Genomic DNA, 21,019 nt, shown 5'->3' on the forward strand with positions numbered 1-21,019 from the left:
GCTTGGTGGCAGCACGTGGGGGGCCGTTTCGTTGTGTGGCCTCTGCGGGTGTGTGGGGGTTGATCGCGCAGTTCCCCGCGCCCCTTGGTCGGCTACTCCACCGTTACCGACTTGGCGAGGTTCCTCGGCTTGTCGATGTCCCTGCCCAGGGCCAACGCCGTGTGGTACGCCAGGAGTTGGAGGGGGATGCCCATCAGGATGGGGTCCAGTTCGTCCTCGTTCTTCGGGACCACGATCGTCTGGTCCGCCTTCTCCTGGTCCTGGTGAGCCACCGCCAGGATGCGGCCGCTGCGGGCCTTGATCTCCTCCATCGCGGCGCGGTTCTTCTCCAGGAGGTCGTCGTCGGGGACGATCGCGACCGTGGGGAGGGCCGGCTCGATCAACGCCAGGGGGCCGTGCTTGAGTTCCGACGCCGGGTAGGCCTCCGCGTGGATGTAGGAGACCTCCTTGAGCTTCAGGGAGGCCTCGCGGGCGACCGGGTAGCCGCGGACCCGGCCGATGAAGAGCATCGAGCGGGCGGCCGCGTACTCCTCGGCCAGCTCCTTGATGCGCTCCTCCTGCTTGAGGACCTCGGTGATCTGCTCCGGCAGCTTGCGCAGGCCCTCGATGATCCGCTTGCCGTCGCGCACCGAGAGGTCGCGGGTGCGGCCCAGGTGCAGGGCCAGCAGGGCGAAGGCGACCGTGGTGTTGGTGAAGCACTTGGTGGACACCACGCAGACCTCCGGGCCCGCGTGCACGTAGATGCCCGCGTCCGCCTCGCGGGCGATCGCCGAGCCGACCACGTTGACGATGCCGAAGACCCGCGCGCCCTTGCGCTTGAGCTCCTGGACGGCCGCGAGGACGTCGTAGGTCTCGCCGGACTGGGAGACGGCCACGTACAGGGTGTCGGGGTCCACCACGGCATTGCGGTAGCGGAATTCCGACGCCGGCTCGGCGTCCGCGGGGATGCGGGCCAGCTCCTCGATCATCTGGGCGCCGATCATGCCCGCGTGGTACGAGGTGCCGCAGCCCAGGATCTTGACGCGGCGGATCTGGCGGGCCTCCCGGGCGTTCAGGTTCAGGCCGCCGAGGTGGACCGTGGAGAAGCGGTCGTCGATGCGGCCGCGCAGGACGCGGTCGACCGCCTCGGCCTGCTCGTGGATCTCCTTGTGCATGTACGTGTCGTGGCCGCCCATGTCGTAGGAGGCGGCCTCCCACTCCACGGTGGTGGGCTCCGACGTGGTGCGGGTGCCCTCCGTCGTGTACGTACGGAAGTCGTCGGCCTTGAGGGTGGCCATCTCGCCGTCGTCCAGAGTCACTATCTGGCGGGTGTGGGTGACGAGGGCCGCGATGTCGGAGGCGACGAACATCTCCTTCTCGCCGATGCCGAGGACCACCGGGGAACCGTTTCGAGCCACCACGATGCGGTCCGCGAAGTCGGCGTGCATCACCGCGATGCCGTATGTGCCCTCGATCACCCGCAGGGTCTCGCGGACCTTCTCCTCCAGCGTGTCCGCCTGGGAGCGGGCGATCAGGTGGACGAGGACCTCGGTGTCGGTCTCGGAGAGGAACTCGACGCCGTCCGCCTCCAGCTTGCGGCGCAGGTCGGAGGCGTTGTCGATGATGCCGTTGTGCACTACGGCGACCTTCTGGTCGGCCGACAGGTGCGGGTGGGCGTTCACGTCGGACGGGGCGCCGTGGGTGGCCCAGCGGGTGTGGGCGATACCGGTCGTGCCCTTGAAGCGGGCCGGGACCTTGGCCTCCAGGTCACGCACGCGCCCCTTGGCCTTGACCATCTTCAGCCCGGCCGTCTTCGGGGAGGTGATGACGATGCCCGCGGAGTCGTAACCCCGGTACTCCAGGCGTTGCAGACCCTCCAGCAGGAGGGGCGCGACGTCACGCTTCCCGATGTATCCCACGATTCCGCACATATATACGTATTCCTAGCCGTAGACGATGCGGCGCAGCTGCCTGAGCGTAAGCTCCGGCGGCGCGACCGCCCGGTATTTCAGGTCCGCCTCGATCCGTTCGAAGATCTCCGCGTTCACCAGGCCCTGGGCCTGCAGCTCGCGGTGGCGGCGACGGACGTACTCCGTGGTCGTCTCGTCGAAGAAGGCGAGCACGTCCTGGATCACCCGCAGCGCCTCGCCCCGGCTCAGCGGCGTGGAGCGCGTCAGATGATCAACGAGTTCGTCGTGCACCCGGTAGATCCTGAGGTACCGGAGAGGCTTTCGCAAGAATCCTGCCCGATTTCGGGCAGGGTGCTGTTAAGGATCTTTGGGCGAACGTTGAATCTCTCATGGCACTCTGTTCGCAGGCTGTCCATTCCGCGTCTTGCGGTTTGTCGTCTGCGGAGACGAGTTTCAGACGCCATGGACATTCCTCGTATGGGAGTACCCGAAGAGCTCGCCGAGCGCATGAGCATGGCCGAGCAGCACGAGTACCTGCGCGCGAGATTCTCGCGGCGCAACCTGATGAGAGGCGGTGCCGTGACGATCGGCGCCGTCGCCGGTGGCGCGTTCGTGCCCGGTGCCGTGGCCCAGGCCGCGGTCCCGACGCAGAGCACCGCCCCCGCGGCCGAGTACGTCGACGGCTCGCTCGTCGCCCCGTTCGGCCGCCACCTCGCGTTCGGCAACGACGCGAGCACCGAGATGACCGTCTCCTGGCAGGTCCCGGTCGCGGTGAAGAAGCCCTTCATCCGCATCGGCGCCCAGCCGTGGGACCTTTCCCGCAAGATCGAGGCCGAGATCCGCACGCTCTACACGCCGGCCGGCGTCGGCGCGAGCGCGGACCACACGCAGTACTACGTCCACGCCAAGCTCAGCCACCTGCGCCCCGGCCGGACGTACTACTACGGCGTCGGCCACCAGGGCTTCGACCCGGCCGAGCCGCACCTGCTCGGCACCCTGGGCACCTTCACCACCGCCCCCGGCCGCACCGAGCCGTTCACCTTCACGGCCTTCGGCGACCAGGGCGTCAGCTACCACGGCCTGGCCAACGACAGCCTGATCCTCGGCCAGAACCCCAGCTTCCACCTGCACGCCGGCGACATCGCCTACGCCGACCCGGCCGGCCAGGGCAAGGCCGCCGACACCGGCTTCGACTCCCGCGTCTGGGACCAGTTCCTCGCGCAGACCGAGTCGGTCGCCAAGTCCGTGCCGTGGATGGTGAGTTACGGCAACCACGACATGGAGGCCTGGTACTCGCCGAACGGCTACGGCGGCGAGGAGGCCCGTTTCAGCCTCCCCGACAACGGGCCGGACAAGGCGCACCTGCCGGGCGTCTACTCCTTCGTGTACGGCAACACCGCGGTCATCTCGCTGGACCCGAACGACGTCTCCTTCGAGATCCCCGCCAACCTCGGCATCTCCGGCGGCACCCAGACCACGTGGTTCGAGGGCCAGCTGAAGAAGTACCGCGCCTCCAAGGACATCGACTTCATCGTCGTGTTCTTCCACCACTGCGCCTACTGCACCTCCACGGCGCACGCCTCGGAGGGGGGCGTGCGACAGGAGTGGGTGCCGCTGTTCGAGAAGTACACGGTGGACCTGGTCATCAACGGCCACAACCACCAGTACGAGCGCACCGACGTCATCAAGGGCAACCAAGTCGTCAAGAAGCTGCCGATCGGCGAGACCGCGTACCCGGAGACCGAGGGCGTCGTCTACGTGACGGCGGGCGCCGCGGGCCGCAGCCTGTACGCGTTCACCGCGCCGGACTCCTACGAGGGGCACCTCAACGAGCAGGAATCCGTCGCCTCCTTCATCAACACCAAGGACGGCAAGGTCAACGAGACCGTCGCCTGGTCCCGGGTGCGCTACCTCAACTACTCCTTCCTGCGCGTGGACGTGGAGCCCGCCTCCAAGGGCCGCTACGCCAAGCTGAAGGTGTCGGGCATCGCCGAGACCGGTGACCGCATCGACCACTTCACGGTGGCCCGCCGGGCCAAGTAGCCCTGCCGGTACGCCCGGAAGGCAGGGCGTATCCCCGGGCAGGCGGTCCTCACATGCGTTTGAGGACCGCCTGCTTGGCCATGGCGAACTCCTCGTCGGTCAGCACCCCGGTGCGGTGCAGCTCGCCGAGCTCCCGCAGCCGTCGCAGCAGCGCGTCGTGGTCGTCCTCGCGCGGTCCGGCGGCCGCGAGCTGCTTCGGGGGCTCCATGGCGGTCACGTCCGTCGCGGCGGCCGCCGAGGGATGCGGCAGCCGTGCCTGCACCGCCGCCGCCACGAGGGCCATCAGCGGGTCCTTCTTGAAGCCCCACAGCTCCACGGAGTTGGGGTCGTACTTGGGCGGCGCCTTGGTCGGCGCGTGGCGCACGGTGAAGCGCAGATGCCCGTTCTCCAGGCCGACCGCGGGCTGCCACTCCACCGAGACGAGGTCGGCGACCGGCAGGGTGCGGGTGCCGGCGGCGGCCTTCGCGTCCTCGGTCTTCCAGTTCCACTCCAGGCGTACGTGCTCGCCGTCGAAGCTCGCCGTGCCGTCCCCGGCGGACACGGACAGCGGCACGGGCGGGCCCGGCAGCAGGTAGCCGTCCACCGGGTCGGACGGCACCTCGTCGAGCAGCAGCGCGTTGCGGACCTCGTCCACGAAGTACTCGGCGACCCCGTAGCGGTCCGATTCGACGAGCAGCTGGTACGGGTCGTTGGGCTCGGTCAGCCGGCCGCCGGAGGCGTGCAGCAGCGGGTCGGCGCCGTCGCGCAGCCGCAGCCTGAGCCGCCCCGACTTCTTGCCCTGCTCGAAGGAGACACCGGCCAACGCGCCCAGCGGGACGACGAGTTCACCCAGAGTGCGGCGGAGGAGGCTGACGTTGCGGTCCCTTCCCGGCGTCAGTCGCAGGGCGTCGCCGTCGAAGACCCACGTGCCGTCCTTCTGGATGATTTCCGCCATGGGGGGATTGTTTCACCGGATCTGCGGGAGAGTGGTCTCTACCAATCGAAGGGAGCGCATGTGAGACTGCACCGCGTTCTGGGATCGCTGCTGCTCGTGGCGGCGGCCGGCACCTTCACGGTAGGAGCGACCACGGTGACCAAAGCGAACCCGACCCCGCTCGACAGGGTCGTTCCGGCGCCCGCGTCGGTGACGCCCGGCGGGTCCCCGTACCGCATCACCCGCGACACCGCGATCCACGTGGACGGGTCGGGCGAGGCGCGCCGGATCGGCGAGTACCTCGCCGACATCCTGCGCCCGTCGACCGGCTACCGGCTGCCGCTGACCACCGGCGGTGGCACCGGCATTCAACTCCGGCTCACGAAAGGCGACTTCGGTGCGGAGGGCTACCGCCTCCACAGCGGCCCCTCCGGCGTCACCCTCACCGCCGCCCACCCGGCCGGCCTCTTCCACGCCGTCCAGACCCTGCGGCAACTCCTGCCCGCCGCCGTGGAGAAGAGGACCGAGCAGCCGGGCCCCTGGCAGATCGCCGGCGGCACCATCACGGACCATCCGCGCTACGCCTACCGCGGCGCGATGCTCGACGTCTCCCGCCACTTCTTCACGGTGGCCCAGGTCAAGCGCTACATCGACGAGTTGGCCCTCTACAAGGTCAACAAGCTGCATCTGCACCTCAGCGACGACCAGGGCTGGCGCATCGCCATCGACTCCTGGCCGCGCCTCGCCACCTACGGCGGCTCGACCGAGGTGGACGGCGGCCCCGGCGGCCACTACACCAAGGCCGACTACCAGGAGATCGTCCGGTACGCCGCCTCCCGCTATCTGGAGGTCGTCCCCGAGATCGACATGCCGGGCCACACCAACGCGGCCCTCGCCTCCTACGCCGACCTGAACTGCGACGGCAAGGCGCCCCCGCTGTACACCGGCACCGACGTCGGCTTCAGCAGCCTGTGCGTGAACAAGGACGTCACGTACGACTTCGTGGACGACGTGATCCGGGAGCTGGCCGCGATCACCCCGGGCCGCTACCTCCACATCGGCGGCGACGAGGCGCACTCCACGCCCCACGACGACTACGTGAAGTTCATGGACCGGGTGCAGCCGGTCGTCGCCAAGTACGGCAAGACCGTGATCGGCTGGCACCAGCTGACCGGCGCGCACCCGGCCAAGGGGGCGATCGCACAGTACTGGGGTCTCGACGACACCGACGCGGCGGAGAAGGCGCAGGTCGCCAAGGCCGCGCAGAACGGGACCGGGCTGGTCCTCTCGCCCGCCGACCGGGTCTACCTCGACATGAAGTACACCGAGGACACCCCGCTCGGGCAGGACTGGGCCGGACTGGTCGAGGTGCGGCGGTCGTACGACTGGGATCCGGGCAACTACCTCGCCGGGGCGCCGAGTTCGGCGGTCAAGGGTGTCGAGGCGCCGCTGTGGACCGAGACGATCGTGACGAGCGCGGACATCGACTACATGGCCTTCCCCAGGCTGCCGGGTGTTGCCGAGCTGGGGTGGTCGCCGGCGTCCACGCACGACTGGGACACCTACAAGGTGCGGCTTGCTGCGCAGGCGGCGCGGTGGGACGCGTTGGGGATCGGCTACTACCGGTCGCCGCAAGTGCCTTGGCCTGCGAAGTAGGTTGAGAGTACCGAACGGGCACCCCGGAGGACCGTACTCCGGGGTGCCCGTCCGTTCGGTCAGAACCCCGCGACGGGATTTTTGAGGGTTCCGACCAGCTGGAGGGCGCCCGACGGGTCGGCCAGGTCCACCATCTGCTGGTTGTTGCGCAGCTGGAGCCGGTTGAGGCAGGACAGGGCGAACTCGGGCGCGAACATGTCGTACTGCTGGAACTTGTCGGCGAGTTCGGGCGTCGACGCCTGGTACTCGCGGGTGACCTCGGCGACCGTCCGCCAGAAGTCGTCCTCCTCCAGGACCCCCTCGGTCGCGAGGTTCGCGGCGAGGAAGCGGAAGAAGCAGTCGAAGACGTCCGTGAAGATGGACAGGAGCTTCTTGTCCTCGGGGACCTCGACCCGCAGCCGCTCCACCGTCGGCGGCAGCACAGCGTCCGGGTCCATGACGGCGATCTCCTCGGCGATGTCCTTGTAGATCGCGCGCTGGACGACGCCGTCCCTGAGGACGAGGATCACGTTCTCGCCGTGCGGCATGTAGACCAGGTCGTAGGCATAGAAGCTGTGCAGCAGCGGGGTGAAGTAGGCCCGCAGGTAGTGGCGCAGCCACTCCGTGGGTGCCAGCCCCGACCGCTCGATCAGCGCGCCCGCGAAGGACGCGCCCTCGTGGTCGACGTGCACGAGCGAGGCCATGGTGGCGAGGGACTCGCCGTCCTGGAGGCCGGCCACCGGGCTCTCGCGCCACAGTGCCGCGAGCATCTTGCGGTACGGCGAGTAGCGGTCCGTCGCCTTCTCGTACTCCAGGTGCCGGTAGCCGACGGCCGCCCGCTCCCGGATGATCGACAGACCTGTCGACTTCAACACCGGGTCGCCCTCGACGAGTTGGGCGAGCCAGTCGTTGATGGCGGGGGTCGCCTCCATGTAGGCGGCCGAAAGCCCGCGCATGAAGCCCATGTTGATGACGGACAGGGCCGTCTTCACGTAGTGCTTCCCGGGGTTGGACCGGTTGAAGAAGGTCCGGATGGACTGCTGGGCCAGGTACTCGTCGTCGCCCTCGCCCAGGCACACCAGGTGCTTGAGCGCGACCTCGGCGGCGAAGGTGACGGTGAGCTTGTTCCACCACTGCCAGGGGTGGACGGGGATGAGGAGGTAGTCGGCGGGGTCGAGGCCCTGCTCGCGCAGGACGCCGTCGAAGCGCTCGACGGTCTTCTCGCCCAACTCATCGCGTACGAAGGTCTCGTACTCGATCCCGACACCCGCCGTGAACGCGGCGCGCGACCTGTGCGCGGCGAGCCACACCAGCCGGACCGGGCTCGCGGTCTCGGGGGCGTACGACAGGTACTCGTGGATGCCGAAGCCGAGCCGGCCGTTGTTGGCGACGAAGCAGGGGTGGCCCTCGGTCATGCCGGTCTCGATGGCCTGGAAGTCGCTCCTGACCAGCTCGGCGACCGGGATCTGCGGCTTGGTCAGCTTGTAGCAGGTGCCGGAAAGGGTGGAGGAGATCTCCTCCAGGTAGACCGGCAGGATCTCGTCGCTCAGGCCGAGGGCGTCCTTCAGCTCGATGAAGAAGTCCAGGGCGGCCAGGGGGAGTTCGGCGCCGTCGCGATGGCGGGTGATGGAGTCGGCGTCGACCTGCCAGTGGTCGAGAGCGCGGCGGGTCGCGGTGAAGCGGTAGCGGGTGAGACCGTCGTCGCTGCGGACGACGTACGTGTCGCCGTCCCGCTCCGGGGTGATCAGCCGCTCGTGGGCGAACTCGGCGAGGGCCTTGCGGATCAGGAGACGGTTGGCCTTCTCCCAGCGCTCGGGGGAGAGGTGGGCGACGGAGTCGGCGAGGCTCATGCGGGCACCATCGCCTTCTCGAACCGCTCTCGGGTGCAGAAGCTCAACAGGGCCTTCTTCTCCGGCTTCTGGATCTCGCGCTCGGCGATGAATCCGACCGCTTCGTTCAGGGCGTGGACGGCCCTGTTGGAGACGTCCGGCTCGACGACCACACGCTCGGTCGCCGGGTCCTCGAAGAGGTGCGCCATGACGGCGGTGATGACCGCGCGGGTGAAGCCGTGTACGGGCATGTCGGTCGGCGGGGTGAGGAAGTGCATGCCGACGTCACCGGGCAACGGCTCGTACAGGCCGACGAGTTCGCGGTGGCGGGGGTCGTAGTACTCCATGAGGAAGGCGGGTTCGCCGTTCTCGTGGAGCCCGAGCAGGGCGTGGTGGTGCTCGTCGGCCGCGATGTCCATGTAGGCCCGCTCGACGTCGACCAGTCGCGCGTCCTGCATCATCCAGAAGGCGGCTTTGGGGTGGGTGACCCAGGCGTGCAGCAGTTCGGCGTCCTTCAGGGGGTCGAGAGGGCGGAACGTGAAGGTCATACGGCGAACTCCTGGAACGCGATGGTCTTCTCGACCGGGTAGTACTCGGTGCCGAGCAGCTCACGGATGATGTAGCTGTTGCGGTAGGCACCCATGCCCAGGTCGGGGCTGGTGATGCTGTGGGTGTGCACGCCGGCGTTCTGCAGGAAGACGCCGCGGCCGGTGGTGTCGATGGAGTAGTTGCGGGCGATGTCGAAGTTGCCCTGGGAGTCGTAGCGCAGCCGGTCCCTGACCGGGGCCAGGAACTCCGGCTCGGCGTACTTGTAGCCGGTGGCGAGCACCAGGCCCTGCGACTCGATGTCGTACTCCTTCTCCTGCTCCTCCTGGCGGAAGGAGAGGGTGTACGTGCCGTTCTCCCAACGCGCGCCGTTCAGCGCGGAGTTGGTGAGCAGGCGGGTGGGCACGGGGCCGCCGAGGTTCTTCTGGTAGAGCAGGTCGAAGATCTCGTCGACGAGGTCGCCGTCGATGCCCTTGAACAGGCCCTTCTGCTGCTGGGTGAGCCGGTAGCGGGTGGCCTCGGGGAGCTCGCGGTAGTAGTCGATGTACTCCGGGCTCGTCATCTCCAGCGTGAGCTTGGTGTATTCGAGCGGGAAGAAGCGCGGGGAGCGTGTCACCCAGTTCAGCCGGTAGCCGTGGACGTCGATCTCGCTGAGCAGGTCGTAGTAGATCTCGGCGGCGGACTGGCCGGAGCCGACGATCGTGATCGAGTCCTTCTTCTGCAGCTCCGCCTTGTTGTGCATGTAGCGGGAGTTGTGGAAGAAGTCGCCGCCCAGACCGCGCACGGCCTCCGGGTAGTGCGGGGAGGTGCCGGTGCCAAGGACCAGGTGCCGGGCGCGGTACACGTCACCGGCCTCGGTCCTGACGCCGTACAGCCCGTCCTCGTACGTCACCTCGGTGACCGTCGTGCTGAAGCGCACGCTCCGCAGCCGGTTCGCGGCCCAGCGGCAGTAGTCGTCGTACTCGACCCGCAGCGGGTAGAAGTTCTCGCGGATGTAGAACGGGTACAGCCGGCCCTTCTCCTTCAGGTAGTTGAGGAAGGAGTACGGCGAGGTCGGGTCGGCCAGCGTGACCAGGTCCGACATGAACGGGGTCTGGAGGTGGGCGCCGTCCAGGAACATGCCCGCGTGCCACTCGAAGTCCGGCTTGGACTCCAGGAAGACCCCGTCGAGTTCGTCGATCGGCTCGGTGAGGCAGGCCAGGCCCAGGTTGAAGGGACCGAGCCCGATCCCCACGAAGTCGAGGGTTTTGGACGGGGTTTCAGGACGCGCGGTCAAGGGACTCTCCCAGGTACTGCTCGGCGTGGCCGGCGATCAGGTCGAGGACGGCGGCGATGTCGGCCGTCGTGGTCTCGGGGTTGAGCAGGGTGAACTTCAGGTAGTGGCGGCCCTGGACCTTCGTGCCCGCGACCACCGCGTCACCGGAGGCGAACAGGGCCTTGCGGGCGTACAGGTTGGCGCGGTCGATCTCGGCCGGGTCGGTGACGGCGGCCGGGATGTAGCGGAAGACGAGGGTGGAGAGGGTGGGCTCCACGACCACGTCGAAGCGCGGGTCGGCGGCCAGCAGCCTCCAGCCCTCCACGGCCAGGTCGCAGACCTCGTCGAAGAGTTGGCCGATGCCGTCGGCGCCCATCGTGCGCAGGGTCATCCACAGCTTGAGGGCGTCGAAGCGGCGGGTGGTCTGCAGGGACTTGTCGACCTGGTTGGGGATGCGCTCGGTGACCATGCGCTTCGGGTTGAGGTACTCGGCGTGGTAGGTCGCGTGCCGCAGGGTCGAGGCGTCCCGGACCAGCACGGCGGACGAACTCACCGGCTGGAAGAAGGACTTGTGGTAGTCGACGGTGACCGAGTCGGCACGCTCGATGCCGTCGATCCGGTCCCGGTACTTCAGCGAGGCGAGCAGTCCGCAGCCGTAGGCCGCGTCGACGTGCAGCCAGGTGCCGTACTGCTCGCACAGCTCGGCGATCTCCGGCAGCGGGTCGATCGAGCCGAAGTCGGTGGTGCCGGCGGTGGCGACGACGGCCATGGGGACCAGGCCGTCGCGGCGGCAGCGCTCCAGCTCGCGGGCGAGCGCGACGGTCTGCATCCGCTTGTCGGCGCCGACGGGGACGGAGACGACGGAGTCCTGCCCGAGGCCCAGCAGTTTCGCGGACTTCTTCACGCTGAAGTGGCTCACCTCGGAGGCGAAGATGCGCAGTTTGGCCAGGGAGGCAGGACCTTCCCACCCATCCCGCCCTGGCTTGGCCTCCTCCCGCGCCAGCAGCAGGGCCTGGAGGTTGGACTGGGTGCCGCCGGAGGTGAAGACGCCGTCGGCGTTCTCGCCGAGGCCGATGCGGGCGGTGGTCCAGTCGATGAGCCTGCGCTCGATCAGGGTGCCGCCGGCCGACTGGTCCCAGGTGTCCAGGGAGGAGTTGACGGCGGACAGGACGGCCTCGCCGAGCACGGCTGGGATGACGACCGGGCAGTTGAGGTGGGCCAGATAGCGGGGGTGGTGGAAGTAGACCGCGTCCCGGAGGTAGACCTCCTCCAGCTCGTCGAGCACGGCCGAGGTGTCGAGCAGCGGCTGGTCGAGGTCGATCGCGTCGATGCGGGGAGCGAGGGCGTCGACCGTGACGCCGGTGAACGGACTTTCGGTGGCGGCGAGTTTGGCGGCCACCCGCTCGACGCCTTCCGTGACGGAGCGACGGTACTGCTCCGCGGTCGTGTCATTGAGCAGGTGCGAGCGCATGCGGGGTGTCCTCCGGTGGGAGCTACGGGGAACTACGAGAAGCAGTTACTTAGGTGAGCCTAACCTAAGTAGTGCGGGATGAGGGCAGCCTTGATCGTGACGGTGATCACTCCCGTCACGCTCGTGTCTACTCGGCCGCGCGCAGCTGTTCTTCGGTCATGCCCTGGCGCCAGTAACCGACGAAGGTCACCCGGCGCCGGTCGATCCCGCGCTCGCCGACGAAGTGCCGGCGCAGCGCCTTGACCGAGCCGGACTCGCCCGCGATCCAGACGTACGGGTGCTCGGCGGGCGGGAGTTGGGCGTCTCGGAGGACGCCGAGGGCCATGGGGGACTCCTCGGCGCCGGCCGGATCCTGCACCAGCCAGGTGATCTCGGCGTCCGCCTCGGTGCTGAGGTCGAGGATGTTCCCGGCGTCGTGCACCTCCAGCCAGACGCGGGCGCGCTGTCCCGCGGGCAGGGATTCGAGGATCGCCGAGATGGCGGGCAGCGCGGTCTCGTCGCCCCAGAGCAGCACGAGGTCGGTGTCCGCGGGCGGGCGGAAGCGGATCGCGCGATTGTCGGCGATGGCGGGGCCGAGCAGGAAGACCCGGTCGCCGGCCGCGGCCCCGGCGGCCCACGCGGAGGCGGGCCCGGCCGGGGTGTGCAGCACGAAGTCGATGTCGATCTCGTCGGGGCCGCGACGCAGGGCCCGGAGTGTGTACGAGCGCATCACGGCCCGTACGTCGTCGGGGAGTTCACGCCAGGCCTGCCACCAGCCGTCGCCAAGCTCGACGGGGACGTGCGGCTCGGTCTGCCCCTCGGCGGGGATGAACAGCGACAGGGACTGGTCGCGGCCGTCGGAGAAGAAGTGCTGCAGTTCCTCGCCGCCGAAGGTGACCCGGACCAGGGACGGGCCGAGCCGCCTCGTCCGTACGACCTGGAGGGAGAAGAAACGGAACGGGGCGGCTACGGCCGTACTCATGCGTGCTCCTGAGGTGGGTTCAGGATGGGGCGGGGGTCAGCTGACCTTCTTGGCGGTCTCGATGGCCTTCGCGAGGTTCTCGACCATCGGGACGCACTTGTCGTACGACAGGATCGGCTCGGGGGAGCGGGCGATGACCTGGCCGGCCTTGACCGCGGGCAGCTTCTTCCAGGTGGCCTGGGTGATGTCGGCGGGCTGGATGGTCGCGCTGCGGTCGTCCATCATGATGATGTCGGCCGGGTACTTGTCGACGTTCTCCCAGCTGAGCGTCTCGTACCAGCCGCCGGTCTTCGCCTTGGCCTTCTCCGACGGCTCGACGAAGTTGACGCCGAGCGCCTTGAAGTACTCCAGGTCGATGGAGAGGTTGGTGCCGGAGACGTAGAAGACGGTGTCGGCCGCGGAACTGGCCATCACCTTGATGTCGGGCTTCGCCTTGGCGGCCTTGCGCAGCCTCTCCGAGGCTTCCTCGAAACGCTTCTTGGCGTCGGTGACCTCGGTCGCGGTCATGTCGGCGCCGAGTGACTCGGCCAGCGTCCACATGCGCTGCAACGGGGTGGTGAGCTGACGGTCGTAGACGGAGATCGCGACACTCGGGGCGAGCTTGGCGATCTTGTCCTTGGACTCCTCGGGGACGTACCAGAGGGTGCCGGCGTCGTCGAACATCGTGGTGAGGAGCACGTCGGGGGCGAGGGCGGCGTACTTCTCGACGTTGAACTGGCCCCAGGCGTTGCCGAGGATCGTGACCTTGCTGATGTCCATGTCGCCGGCCTGGACGTCGGCCTTGCCGTCCTTGGTCTTCGTCGGGCCGAAGACGCCCTTGACGGAGATGCCGTAGTCGTAGAGGGCGGCCGCGACACCTGTGAAGGCCACGATGTTCGCGGGCACCTTGTCGAGCTTCACCGTCGTGCCCCGGTCGTCCTTGAACGACCAGGGCCCTGACTTGGCGGCGGCCGTGCCGTCGTCCGAGCCCCCGCTTTTCGCGTCGTCGTCCCCGCAGGCAGCGAGCACGGCGCCGAGGCCGAGGGCGCCGCCGGCGGCGAGGATGCCGCGTCGGGTGAGGTGGGTGACTCTGGCGTTGGACATGGTGTGGCTGCTTTCGAACGGGGCGGAGCGTCCGCCGGACATGTTCGAAGGTAGGTTAGCCTAACCTCATTCACATCTGAACGGTGGCCCCGCGCCATTCGTCCCGGTCTGGCGTGAAGCGCATATCCCAGAACCTGGTGCGTGCGTCACTCGGCAGCCGCTATGCGACGGCCCCCGCTCCCAGGCCGGGGGCCCGATTCCAGCCACGCAGCTTCCGGGCCAGTTTCTCCACGGGGTGATGGGTGGGACGCGTCTCCTCCTCGCTCGGCGGAGTGGCGATGTAAAAGAGCGCCTCGTACGGCGTCCGGTCGCGGCCACCCCAGCGGACCACGTCGCCGCAGTCGTCCAGGATGCTCTCGATGGTCTCCCGCTGGATCTTTGTCAGATTGCCCTGAACACCCTTCACATACGCGCCGGGCCGGATGGCGACCGCGGTACCGGAGGCCTGGTTCGACTCGGGGCTGTCGGCGTCGAGTTCACCGATGGGGCGCCAGCCGACCACCTCACCCTCCCGTAGCGTCTCGATCTCGTAGTGCCAGCGCCGGACGATGTGCACCAGCACTGTCTCCACGGCCCCGAGCCGGGTGTCGAGGGTGAATCCGGTGCCGGACACCGGCCGGGACCAGACGCCCTGGCCCGCGTTGACCTTGTCGGCCAGCGCCCAGCCGTTGGCGGACGTCGCGTACTCGCCCGGTACCGGGGCCGACTGCCCGGCCCCGGCCCCCCGTTCGGCCGCGTGGGCGGGAACCAGCAGGCCGCCGGAGGCCGATACCAGAGCGGCACCCGCGCCGACTCCGGCGAACCGCTTGAGCACCGCACGCCGCGCAACGCTCTTGTGTGTCATGGCTGATCGGTTCCTTCAGTCGAAGATCGCGAATGTGATGACGGTGAACAGGTAGGGGAGGGGAATGACGAGTGCGGCCGCGAGCCAGCGCCGCCACCGCCGTCCCGTGGCAGCGGGAAAGAGCACATCCACGGTGAACACCAGCAACAGCCCAAGCCCACCGAAGACGAACAGGCTCATCCGTGCCCAGCCGGCGCCCTCGATGACACTGACATCACCGCAGTCGGTGAGGCCGAACGGGGAGTTGTCCAGCGCGCACGACCGATAGTCGGTGAGCAGGAGCCGGGCCGCGTGGAGCGGCACCATGGCGGGCACGCCGAGCAGCAGGTTGACGTACAGGGGTGCCCAGTGCCGCCAATGCGGCCTCCGCGCCGCTTCTTTGAGTTCCGGTTCCCGCATCGCCCTCGTCTCGCGCCTGTGCGTCGTGTGCGTGCGTCACATGTACTTGCGGAACACGCTCTGGTACTTGTCCTCGATGATGCGGTACATGCCCATGCGCAGCCTCGCCTGCTCCGCCGCCTCCGCTGTGGTTCCCTGGTAGTACTGCAGCAGCTTCTCGGTGTCCGTCTCACTGGTCGTCAGGCCCGGTCGGGCCAGTCCGTTCTCCGAGGCGTGCAGGATGTGCATGTACGGCACGGTCGAGATGTTGTACGACTGGTTGAAGTGCAGCTTCTCCCAGACGGCCCAGATGTCGGACTCGTTGGACGCGTCGCGCTTCGCCTCGTCGAGCAGGCCCAGATCGATCGCGTGGTTGCGGGCGGCGATCGCCCGCCTGCCGAAGATCTGCCCCACGCCCGTGGAACAGTCGTCGAGAGACGTGAGCTTGTTGCCGAACTCCGTCACCCAGTCCGGCAGCACTCCGTCGTTGTAGTAGTCGTACACACACGCGTCGGAGAAGTCGTCGTTGACCTTGGGGACGGCCAGATCGGCGATGTTGGTGATGTTGTGGTGGCGCAGCTCCCAGATCGCGGAGACCTGGATGAGCGCCTTGCGCATCCTCAGCCGGCGGGCCAGGGAGGTGAACAGGTCGTCCCAGTTCAGCATGAACTCCACGCAGAAGCTGGTGGTGTACTTGGTCATGCCGGGGGACGGCCAGGAGTCCGGCGGGCCCGACTCGGGAATGCCGATCGACTCGAAGTACGTCTGAATGTCCGTGAGGAACTGGTCCGACCACGACATGTCGAAGGCGGTGTCCAGGTCGGTACTGGCCGGAGGGGTGTCGAAGGTCTTCTGCCCGCTCTCACGGCCCGAGTTGATGTCGTTGTCGATCTCGATCGCACCGGTGCCGGAGCCGACGGTGATCGTCTTGATCTGGTCGATGGCCCAGTCCGCCGGCATGGGGAACCCCAGGTTCCCGGAGTATCCCGCGGACATGTTGGAGACGAAGCTCGCGGTGGACAGACCCGCGGCGGAGACCTGGGAGCAGGCGTTCCGGGTCGCGTAGATCCCGACCTGGTAATAGCCTCCCGCCTGGGCCATGCCCTCGTTGATTCCCCGGAAATGCGGGATGAGGTTGTTGACGATCTCCTCGCCGGTGTTGTCGTAGTCGATCGCGAAGTAGATACGGGTGCCCTTCTTGAAGCCGTGCTCCAGGGCGGCCTGTGTGGCGGCGATCGCGTCGGACGTCCCCTGTGGACGGCTGAAGTAGGAGGAGCTGTCGCCGTACGTCTGGTAGATGGGGAAGCAGCTGAGGCCGGCGCTCGCCATGGTCGCCAGCTCGCCCGGCTTGATCTTCTTGTCGAGCGTGGTACCAGGGACGTTCGTCAGGTAGCGCCCACCGAGCCGGTAACCGTCGGCGTACAGGGACTGGGCGCGCGCGGCGGTGACCTCGTCGGCGCAGTCGAAGGCCGTGCCCTTGCGGGTGTCGTCGCCGTAGGACACCAGAAGTGAGGCCCAGGTCGGATAGTCCGCGGTGCCGTTGACGCTCAGCGCCAGGAAGCTCTGGAACGAGGACACCGCGGCGGCGAGGTCGGAGGTGTAGCTGCTGGTGAAGCTCACGCCGGCCCGTCGGTTGAAGACCAGGGCGGCCGAGAACAGCTGCACCCAGGTGCCGCTGGAGCCGACGGACAGGGTGTGGCTCTTCAGACCGGCCTTGGTGGCGGGACCGAACACACCGTTGGCGGTCCCGTCCGCCATGCCGAGCTCGTACTGGATCGCGTACATCTGGGCCTTCTGCACATCGCGTGAGTAGAGCCCGTCGCACGGGATGACGAAGTAGTCGGCCCGCCCGATATAACGCGAGTTCATCCACTGCTGGATGGATCTGACGCTGTCGCTGCCGCCCGAGATGGTCGTGTAGGCGTCCATGTTCATCAGCCCCTTGACCACCTTCGGCTCAAGGGAGGTTCCGGGGTAGATGCTGTCGACACCCATGTTCGCCTTGAGTTTGGCGACACCGGCCTTGACCCGGTCGTTGTACTGTCCGTCGATTCCGCCGCCGTCATATCCCTTGCAATAGAGCGCGGACTGGATGATGCGGGTGAAGTTCCCCGAGAGTGTGGTGTTCTCGTTGATCGACGGACATTTCGAGGTGAGCGCGGCCAGCGTTCCGGGGCCGAAGTTGTCCGACTGGGGGGATATCAGGAGCTCGAACTGCAGGGCCCGGGTGAGGGCGTACATGACGTACCAGGAGGTCTGCCCGTTCTCCGTCAGCTTGGGCATGCCTGCGTAGCCGCTGTAAGTGGTGTTGAAGAAACGCTGGGCTTGCAGGACCATCTCGTCGGCCATGCCGAAGCTCGCTTTCAGGGAGTGGGAATCGCAGCGGCTACCGAGTCTTTGTCAGCCCACCTCGGATGGGAAGGCGCTGGCGTGATTACGCCAGAACGCACCGGACTTGGGCCGAGTGGATTGGCGTAATGACGTCAGAATCATTGGCAGTCGTATCCGGTGATGCCAGGATCTGCGTTCGCCGATCCCTGAGGAGATGGATATGCGAACTCTCGCAAAGGCGCTTACGGTCGCGTCCGCCGCCGGGCTGCTGATGTTCTCGGCCGTGCCCGCGAACGCGACGCAGCAGGACGAGGACAACTACTGGCTGGGCTGCCAGACGTACAACACGTTCAAGTTCCGGCTCTACTACAACTCCAACTCCGGCGGCTCGTACCGCGACTTCGGCTACGCCGTCGGCAACTTCGGGGCCGTGGAGATCTACGGCTCCGGCACCGTCGCCTACAAGTTCTGTGGCGGCACCGGCGCCGGAGCGGGCCAGGGTGTGAAGAACAATGCCGCTTCCGCCAGGAACGAGCACACGTCGTACGGCGCGTGCGTCTACTTCAGCAGCTGGTTCAACGGCGCCAAGGACTCCCTGCAGCCGGCGGTTCCCACGCCGGTGAGCAAGAACCTGGTGAACACGTACAACGAGAACGCCTCGTTCCAGTGGTGCTGAGCTCGTTCAGAGTCAGGGGCGCGTCCCGAGGGGCTCGCCCCGCCCTCGCCGTCGCGGTGGCTCTCCTCCTGCTCACGGCGTGCGGCGGGCAGAGCGCGAAGGACGAGGCCGCCGGCTCCGACCGGTCGGCGGACCCCGGTGACCCGGCGACCTGGGTGCTGCCCCTCCAGGCCTACCTGCCGGACCCCGAACAGGAGGACCTGCTGTTCCAGTCCCTGGAGGATGCGAAGGCCGCCTGCATGGCGCGGTTCGGCTTCGACTACCGACCGGCCAAGCCGCTCCCCGATTTCGGCCCGGACACCCTCACCGACCTGCGCTACGGCATCCACGACCGGCAGGTGGCCGAGACCTATGGCTACAAGCCCGCGGGGGACATGGACGCCTACCAGGAGGAGATGCGCCAGGCGATGGAGGCCAACACGCTGACTGCCGCCGAAGAGGCCGCCATGACCGGGGAGGGCGGCGGCAAGGCGGAGCTGCCCGAGGGTGGTTGCGCGGGCGAGGCCCATCGGCGGATCTACGGCACCGACGACCAGGTCTCGACGCTGGCCATGGACCTGAGCAACCAGGCATATACGAAGGCGAAGAAGACCGAACCCGTACAGAAGGTGTTCCGGTCATGGTCGCAGTGCATGGCGAAGCGGGGTTACTCGTACGACGAGCCCCTCGACGCCCCGAGCGACCCCGCCTTCGCGGCCCCGAAGGCCGAACCGGCGGAGATCGCCACCGCGTTGGCCGACCTGGAATGCCGTGATGAGTACCGCGTGGCCGAGGTGTGGTTCGACACGGAGACCCGGTTGCAGAGGGAACTGGCGGAACAGCACATCCAGGAACTCCAGGAGGCCGGACAGGTGCTGGAGACGGCGCTGAAGGCCGCGGCGCGCACGAAGGCGACCGGCTCCTGAGGAGCCTGGGAACCGGGAATCGGTGGGCCACGATGACGGACGGGGTGAGTGAGGTGCCGGTGCGGGGCGGCGGATCGCCGAAAGGCAGACGAGAGGCGGCAGTCGGTGTCGCGATGACCGGCGACCGGCTCGACGCCGGCGGCCCGGAAGCCGACGGGCCGCAGCCTGCCGGATCGGTGCGACGTCGGCGATGGCTGGTGGGAGTGGCCGTCGGCTCAGTGCTGCTCACCGGCGCGGGCGTGGCCTCCGCCCAGCTGATCCGCTCACCGGCGCAGGCGGCGGCGGAGACCGCGCCGCCCGAGCCCGACCTGCTCACCGCCGTGGTGGAGCACCGGGTGCTGAAGGACACGGTCGTGCTGCGCGGTACCGTACGCGCGGGCCAGGCCGTCGACGTGGCGCCGCAGGGCACGTCGACCGAGGGCGCGGGCGCCCCCGTGGTGACCCGGCTCCCGGTCGCGGCCGGCGATCCTGTCAAGGCCGGGCAGGTGATCCTGGAAGTCTCGGGTCGCCCGGTATTCGTGCTGCGTGGAGCCATTCCCGTCTACCGCGACCTCAAGCCCGGTGCCGAGGGCCGCGATGTCGGGCAGCTCCAGACTGCCCTGCGCGACCTCGGGTTCGACACCGGAGGGGACGCCGAGGACGTCTTCGGCGAGGGCACCAAGTCTGCCCTGGAGAAGTACTACGGGTCGATCGGCTACGAGCCCCCGCAGGCCGAGGACGACGGAGGAGAACGCCTCGACGCCGCACGCGACGCGGTGCGGGCGGCAGAGCGGGCCCTTCAGGACACGAGCGCCGCCGGGCAGAAGGCGGGCGCTGACGTCGTCCGGCAACGGGCCGAGGAGGACCTCGCGGACGCGCGAGCCGAACTCGCCGCAGCGCAGGCCGCGTCGGGGCCGATGCTGCCCGCTGCCGAGGTGGTCTTCGTCCGGGGATTCCCGGCCTTCGTCGACTCGGTCGCCGGAGCCGTGGGTTCGCGGGTCTCGGGGACCGTGCTGCGGCTCTCGGCGGGTGAGCTGGTCGTTGAGGGATACCTTCAGGAACACCAGCGCCGACTCGTCGCCGCCGGGCAAAAGGTGCAGATCCTCTCCGAACTGAGCGGTGCGCGGACTTCGGCCGAGGTGACCTCCGTGGCCGACACTCCCGAATCCGGAAAGGCCGCCGAGGGCACCGGCAGCACGACCGGTGCGACTCCCCAGGCCGGTACCTACCGGCTGGTGGTCGAACCGGACAAGCCGCTCGGTACCGACGCGGCCGGGCAGGACGTACGGCTGACCGTCGAATCGGCCTCGACCAAGGGCCGTTCGCTGGTGGTACCCATCACGGCGGTGTCGGCCGGTGCCGACAGCAGGACGTCTGTCACGGTTCTGGACGCGGACGGCACCCGGCACCGGGTCGAGGTCCAGGCCGGCACCCAGGGCGACGGTTTCGTCGAGGTCGTCCCGGTCGGCTCGGGAACCGCACTGCGGGCGGGCGACCGGGTCGTCGTCGGACTGCGCGGCACCGGCGGTGCCCGGTGAGACCGTTCCCGCGCCGGAACCGGCCGGCCACTGCGGCTGCGGCCGCCGAAGACGGGGAGACGGTGCTGGAGTTCCGCGGAGTCGGCCGGACCTATCCGGGTCCGCCGCCGGTCACCGCCCTGAGACCCGCCGACCTCTCGGTGCGTCGGGGAGACTTCGTCACGGTGTCCGGCCCTTCCGGCTCGGGAAAGTCGACGTTCCTCAATATCGCGGGGCTTCTCGACACTCCCACCGAGGGGACCTGCCTCCTCGACGGGATCGACGTCGGCGGCCTCGCCGACGCGGACCGGACCGCCGTACGGGGCCGCCGTATCGGATTCGTCTTCCAGTCCTTCCATCTCCTGCCGCACCGCACGGCACAGGAGAACGTGGAACTCGGCATGGTCTACGCGGGCGTCCCGGGCCGGGAACGGGCCGAGCGGGCGAGCGCGGCGCTGCGCGACGTGGGCCTCGGCCACCGGCGCGCCGCCCTGCCCGGCCGGCTCTCCGGCGGGGAGCGCCAACGCGTCGCCATCGCGCGGGCCCTGGCGGTCCGCCCGGCGCTGCTGCTGTGCGACGAACCCACCGGAAACCTCGACAGTGCGACGGCGGAAACCGTCCTCACGCTGCTGGACGAGCTCAACGACCAGGGAATGACACTCGTGATGATCACCCATGACCAGACCGTCGCCGCACGCGGATCGCGTCGCGTCACCATCCGGGACGGCGTGCTGAACGAGTCGGCGCCCACCGCGGCCCGGTAG

Annotated in this window: 18 protein-coding genes; 6 read left to right on the plus strand and 12 right to left on the minus strand. The window is 68.5% G+C overall.

The window, feature by feature from the left end:
• Positions 1–92: 92 nt before the first annotated feature.
• Both glmS and ABZ848_RS28370 read right to left on the minus strand, forming a co-directional pair.
• Positions 93–1,910, minus strand: a complete 1,818-nt coding sequence (glmS, locus tag ABZ848_RS28365; RefSeq protein WP_360836395.1) for a glutamine--fructose-6-phosphate transaminase (isomerizing) — start codon at positions 1,908–1,910, stop codon at positions 93–95.
• A gap of 12 nt (positions 1,911–1,922) precedes the next feature.
• Entirely contained in the window at positions 1,923–2,180 is a 258-nt protein-coding gene (locus tag ABZ848_RS28370; protein WP_242773487.1) for a hypothetical protein, read from the minus strand.
• A 186-nt stretch (positions 2,181–2,366) separates the two neighbouring features.
• On the opposite strand from ABZ848_RS28370, the gene ABZ848_RS28375 reads away from it, so the two are divergent.
• The gene (locus tag ABZ848_RS28375) at positions 2,367–3,932 is read left to right on the plus strand and encodes a metallophosphoesterase family protein (RefSeq protein WP_360836397.1); all 1,566 of its coding nucleotides are present in this window, start codon (positions 2,367–2,369) and stop codon (positions 3,930–3,932) included.
• Positions 3,933–3,981: 49 nt separating this feature from the next.
• Here the strand turns inward: ABZ848_RS28375 and ABZ848_RS28380 are convergent, their stop codons facing one another.
• Positions 3,982–4,866 (minus strand): DUF4429 domain-containing protein, encoded by an 885-nt coding sequence (locus ABZ848_RS28380; protein WP_360836399.1) that lies wholly within the window; start codon positions 4,864–4,866, stop codon positions 3,982–3,984.
• Between the two features lie 60 nt (positions 4,867–4,926).
• Between ABZ848_RS28380 and ABZ848_RS28385 the strand changes: the two genes are divergently transcribed.
• Positions 4,927–6,501 (plus strand): beta-N-acetylhexosaminidase, encoded by a 1,575-nt coding sequence (locus ABZ848_RS28385; RefSeq protein WP_360836400.1) that lies wholly within the window; start codon positions 4,927–4,929, stop codon positions 6,499–6,501.
• Between the two features lie 59 nt (positions 6,502–6,560).
• On the opposite strand, the gene ABZ848_RS28390 is transcribed toward ABZ848_RS28385, so the two are convergent.
• From ABZ848_RS28390 to ABZ848_RS28430, 9 genes are all read right to left on the minus strand, one after another.
• The gene (locus tag ABZ848_RS28390) at positions 6,561–8,330 is read right to left on the minus strand and encodes an IucA/IucC family siderophore biosynthesis protein (protein WP_360836402.1); all 1,770 of its coding nucleotides are present in this window, start codon (positions 8,328–8,330) and stop codon (positions 6,561–6,563) included.
• A complete protein-coding gene (locus ABZ848_RS28395; protein ID WP_360836404.1) occupies positions 8,327–8,857 on the minus strand; it encodes a GNAT family N-acetyltransferase in 531 nt (176 codons plus the stop codon). The genes ABZ848_RS28390 and ABZ848_RS28395 overlap by 4 nt, the downstream gene beginning before the upstream one ends.
• Positions 8,854–10,131 (minus strand): SidA/IucD/PvdA family monooxygenase, encoded by a 1,278-nt coding sequence (locus ABZ848_RS28400; protein WP_360836406.1) that lies wholly within the window; start codon positions 10,129–10,131, stop codon positions 8,854–8,856. The genes ABZ848_RS28395 and ABZ848_RS28400 overlap by 4 nt, the downstream gene beginning before the upstream one ends.
• The gene (desA, locus tag ABZ848_RS28405; RefSeq protein ID WP_360836408.1) at positions 10,115–11,581 is read right to left on the minus strand and encodes a lysine decarboxylase DesA; all 1,467 of its coding nucleotides are present in this window, start codon (positions 11,579–11,581) and stop codon (positions 10,115–10,117) included. Before desA ends, ABZ848_RS28400 begins: the two co-directional genes overlap by 17 nt.
• Before the next feature lie 127 nt (positions 11,582–11,708).
• Positions 11,709–12,542, minus strand: coding sequence for a siderophore-interacting protein (locus tag ABZ848_RS28410; RefSeq protein ID WP_360836410.1), 834 nt, complete (start codon positions 12,540–12,542; stop codon positions 11,709–11,711).
• Positions 12,543–12,578: 36 nt separating this feature from the next.
• On the minus strand, positions 12,579–13,625 hold the full coding sequence (locus ABZ848_RS28415; protein ID WP_360836412.1) for an ABC transporter substrate-binding protein: 1,047 nt from the start codon (positions 13,623–13,625) through the stop codon (positions 12,579–12,581).
• Positions 13,626–13,785: 160 nt separating this feature from the next.
• Complete coding sequence (locus ABZ848_RS28420) at positions 13,786–14,469, minus strand: hypothetical protein (RefSeq protein ID WP_360836414.1); 684 nt, start codon at positions 14,467–14,469, stop codon at positions 13,786–13,788.
• A 15-nt stretch (positions 14,470–14,484) separates the two neighbouring features.
• Complete coding sequence (locus ABZ848_RS28425; RefSeq protein ID WP_360836416.1) at positions 14,485–14,868, minus strand: hypothetical protein; 384 nt, start codon at positions 14,866–14,868, stop codon at positions 14,485–14,487.
• A 36-nt stretch (positions 14,869–14,904) separates the two neighbouring features.
• The gene (locus tag ABZ848_RS28430; RefSeq protein WP_360836418.1) at positions 14,905–17,196 is read right to left on the minus strand and encodes a glycoside hydrolase domain-containing protein; all 2,292 of its coding nucleotides are present in this window, start codon (positions 17,194–17,196) and stop codon (positions 14,905–14,907) included.
• A 202-nt stretch (positions 17,197–17,398) separates the two neighbouring features.
• On the opposite strand from ABZ848_RS28430, the gene ABZ848_RS28435 reads away from it, so the two are divergent.
• The 4 genes from ABZ848_RS28435 (at position 17,399) to ABZ848_RS28450 (ending at position 21,019) form a co-directional block, all read left to right on the plus strand.
• Complete coding sequence (locus tag ABZ848_RS28435) at positions 17,399–17,854, plus strand: hypothetical protein (protein ID WP_360836420.1); 456 nt, start codon at positions 17,399–17,401, stop codon at positions 17,852–17,854.
• 56 nt (positions 17,855–17,910) lie between these two features.
• Positions 17,911–18,759, plus strand: a complete 849-nt coding sequence (locus ABZ848_RS28440) for a hypothetical protein (RefSeq protein ID WP_360836422.1) — start codon at positions 17,911–17,913, stop codon at positions 18,757–18,759.
• A 113-nt stretch (positions 18,760–18,872) separates the two neighbouring features.
• Complete coding sequence (locus ABZ848_RS28445; RefSeq protein ID WP_360836424.1) at positions 18,873–20,276, plus strand: peptidoglycan-binding protein; 1,404 nt, start codon at positions 18,873–18,875, stop codon at positions 20,274–20,276.
• Between the two features lie 62 nt (positions 20,277–20,338).
• Positions 20,339–21,019 (plus strand): ABC transporter ATP-binding protein, encoded by a 681-nt coding sequence (locus tag ABZ848_RS28450; RefSeq protein WP_360836426.1) that lies wholly within the window; start codon positions 20,339–20,341, stop codon positions 21,017–21,019.

Source organism: Streptomyces sp. NPDC047081 (assembly GCF_040643775.1).
Lineage (GTDB): Bacteria > Actinomycetota > Actinomycetes > Streptomycetales > Streptomycetaceae > Streptomyces.

Bases quoted from the DNA above. Each gene is read 5' to 3' on its own strand.
- glmS (WP_360836395.1), bottom strand. From the start codon at position 1,910: ATGTGCGGAATCGTGGGATACATCGGGAAGCGTGACGTCGCGCCCCTC.
- ABZ848_RS28375 (WP_360836397.1), top strand. From the start codon at position 2,367: ATGGGAGTACCCGAAGAGCTCGCCGAGCGCATGAGCATGGCCGAGCAG.
- ABZ848_RS28380 (WP_360836399.1), bottom strand. From the start codon at position 4,866: ATGGCGGAAATCATCCAGAAGGACGGCACGTGGGTCTTCGACGGCGAC.
- ABZ848_RS28390 (WP_360836402.1), bottom strand. From the start codon at position 8,330: ATGAGCCTCGCCGACTCCGTCGCCCACCTCTCCCCCGAGCGCTGGGAG.
- ABZ848_RS28395 (WP_360836404.1), bottom strand. From the start codon at position 8,857: ATGACCTTCACGTTCCGCCCTCTCGACCCCCTGAAGGACGCCGAACTG.
- desA (WP_360836408.1), bottom strand. From the start codon at position 11,581: ATGCGCTCGCACCTGCTCAATGACACGACCGCGGAGCAGTACCGTCGC.
- ABZ848_RS28410 (WP_360836410.1), bottom strand. From the start codon at position 12,542: ATGAGTACGGCCGTAGCCGCCCCGTTCCGTTTCTTCTCCCTCCAGGTC.
- ABZ848_RS28415 (WP_360836412.1), bottom strand. From the start codon at position 13,625: ATGTCCAACGCCAGAGTCACCCACCTCACCCGACGCGGCATCCTCGCC.
- ABZ848_RS28420 (WP_360836414.1), bottom strand. From the start codon at position 14,469: ATGACACACAAGAGCGTTGCGCGGCGTGCGGTGCTCAAGCGGTTCGCC.
- ABZ848_RS28425 (WP_360836416.1), bottom strand. From the start codon at position 14,868: ATGCGGGAACCGGAACTCAAAGAAGCGGCGCGGAGGCCGCATTGGCGG.
- ABZ848_RS28430 (WP_360836418.1), bottom strand. From the start codon at position 17,196: ATGGCCGACGAGATGGTCCTGCAAGCCCAGCGTTTCTTCAACACCACT.
- ABZ848_RS28435 (WP_360836420.1), top strand. From the start codon at position 17,399: ATGCGAACTCTCGCAAAGGCGCTTACGGTCGCGTCCGCCGCCGGGCTG.
- ABZ848_RS28445 (WP_360836424.1), top strand. From the start codon at position 18,873: ATGACCGGCGACCGGCTCGACGCCGGCGGCCCGGAAGCCGACGGGCCG.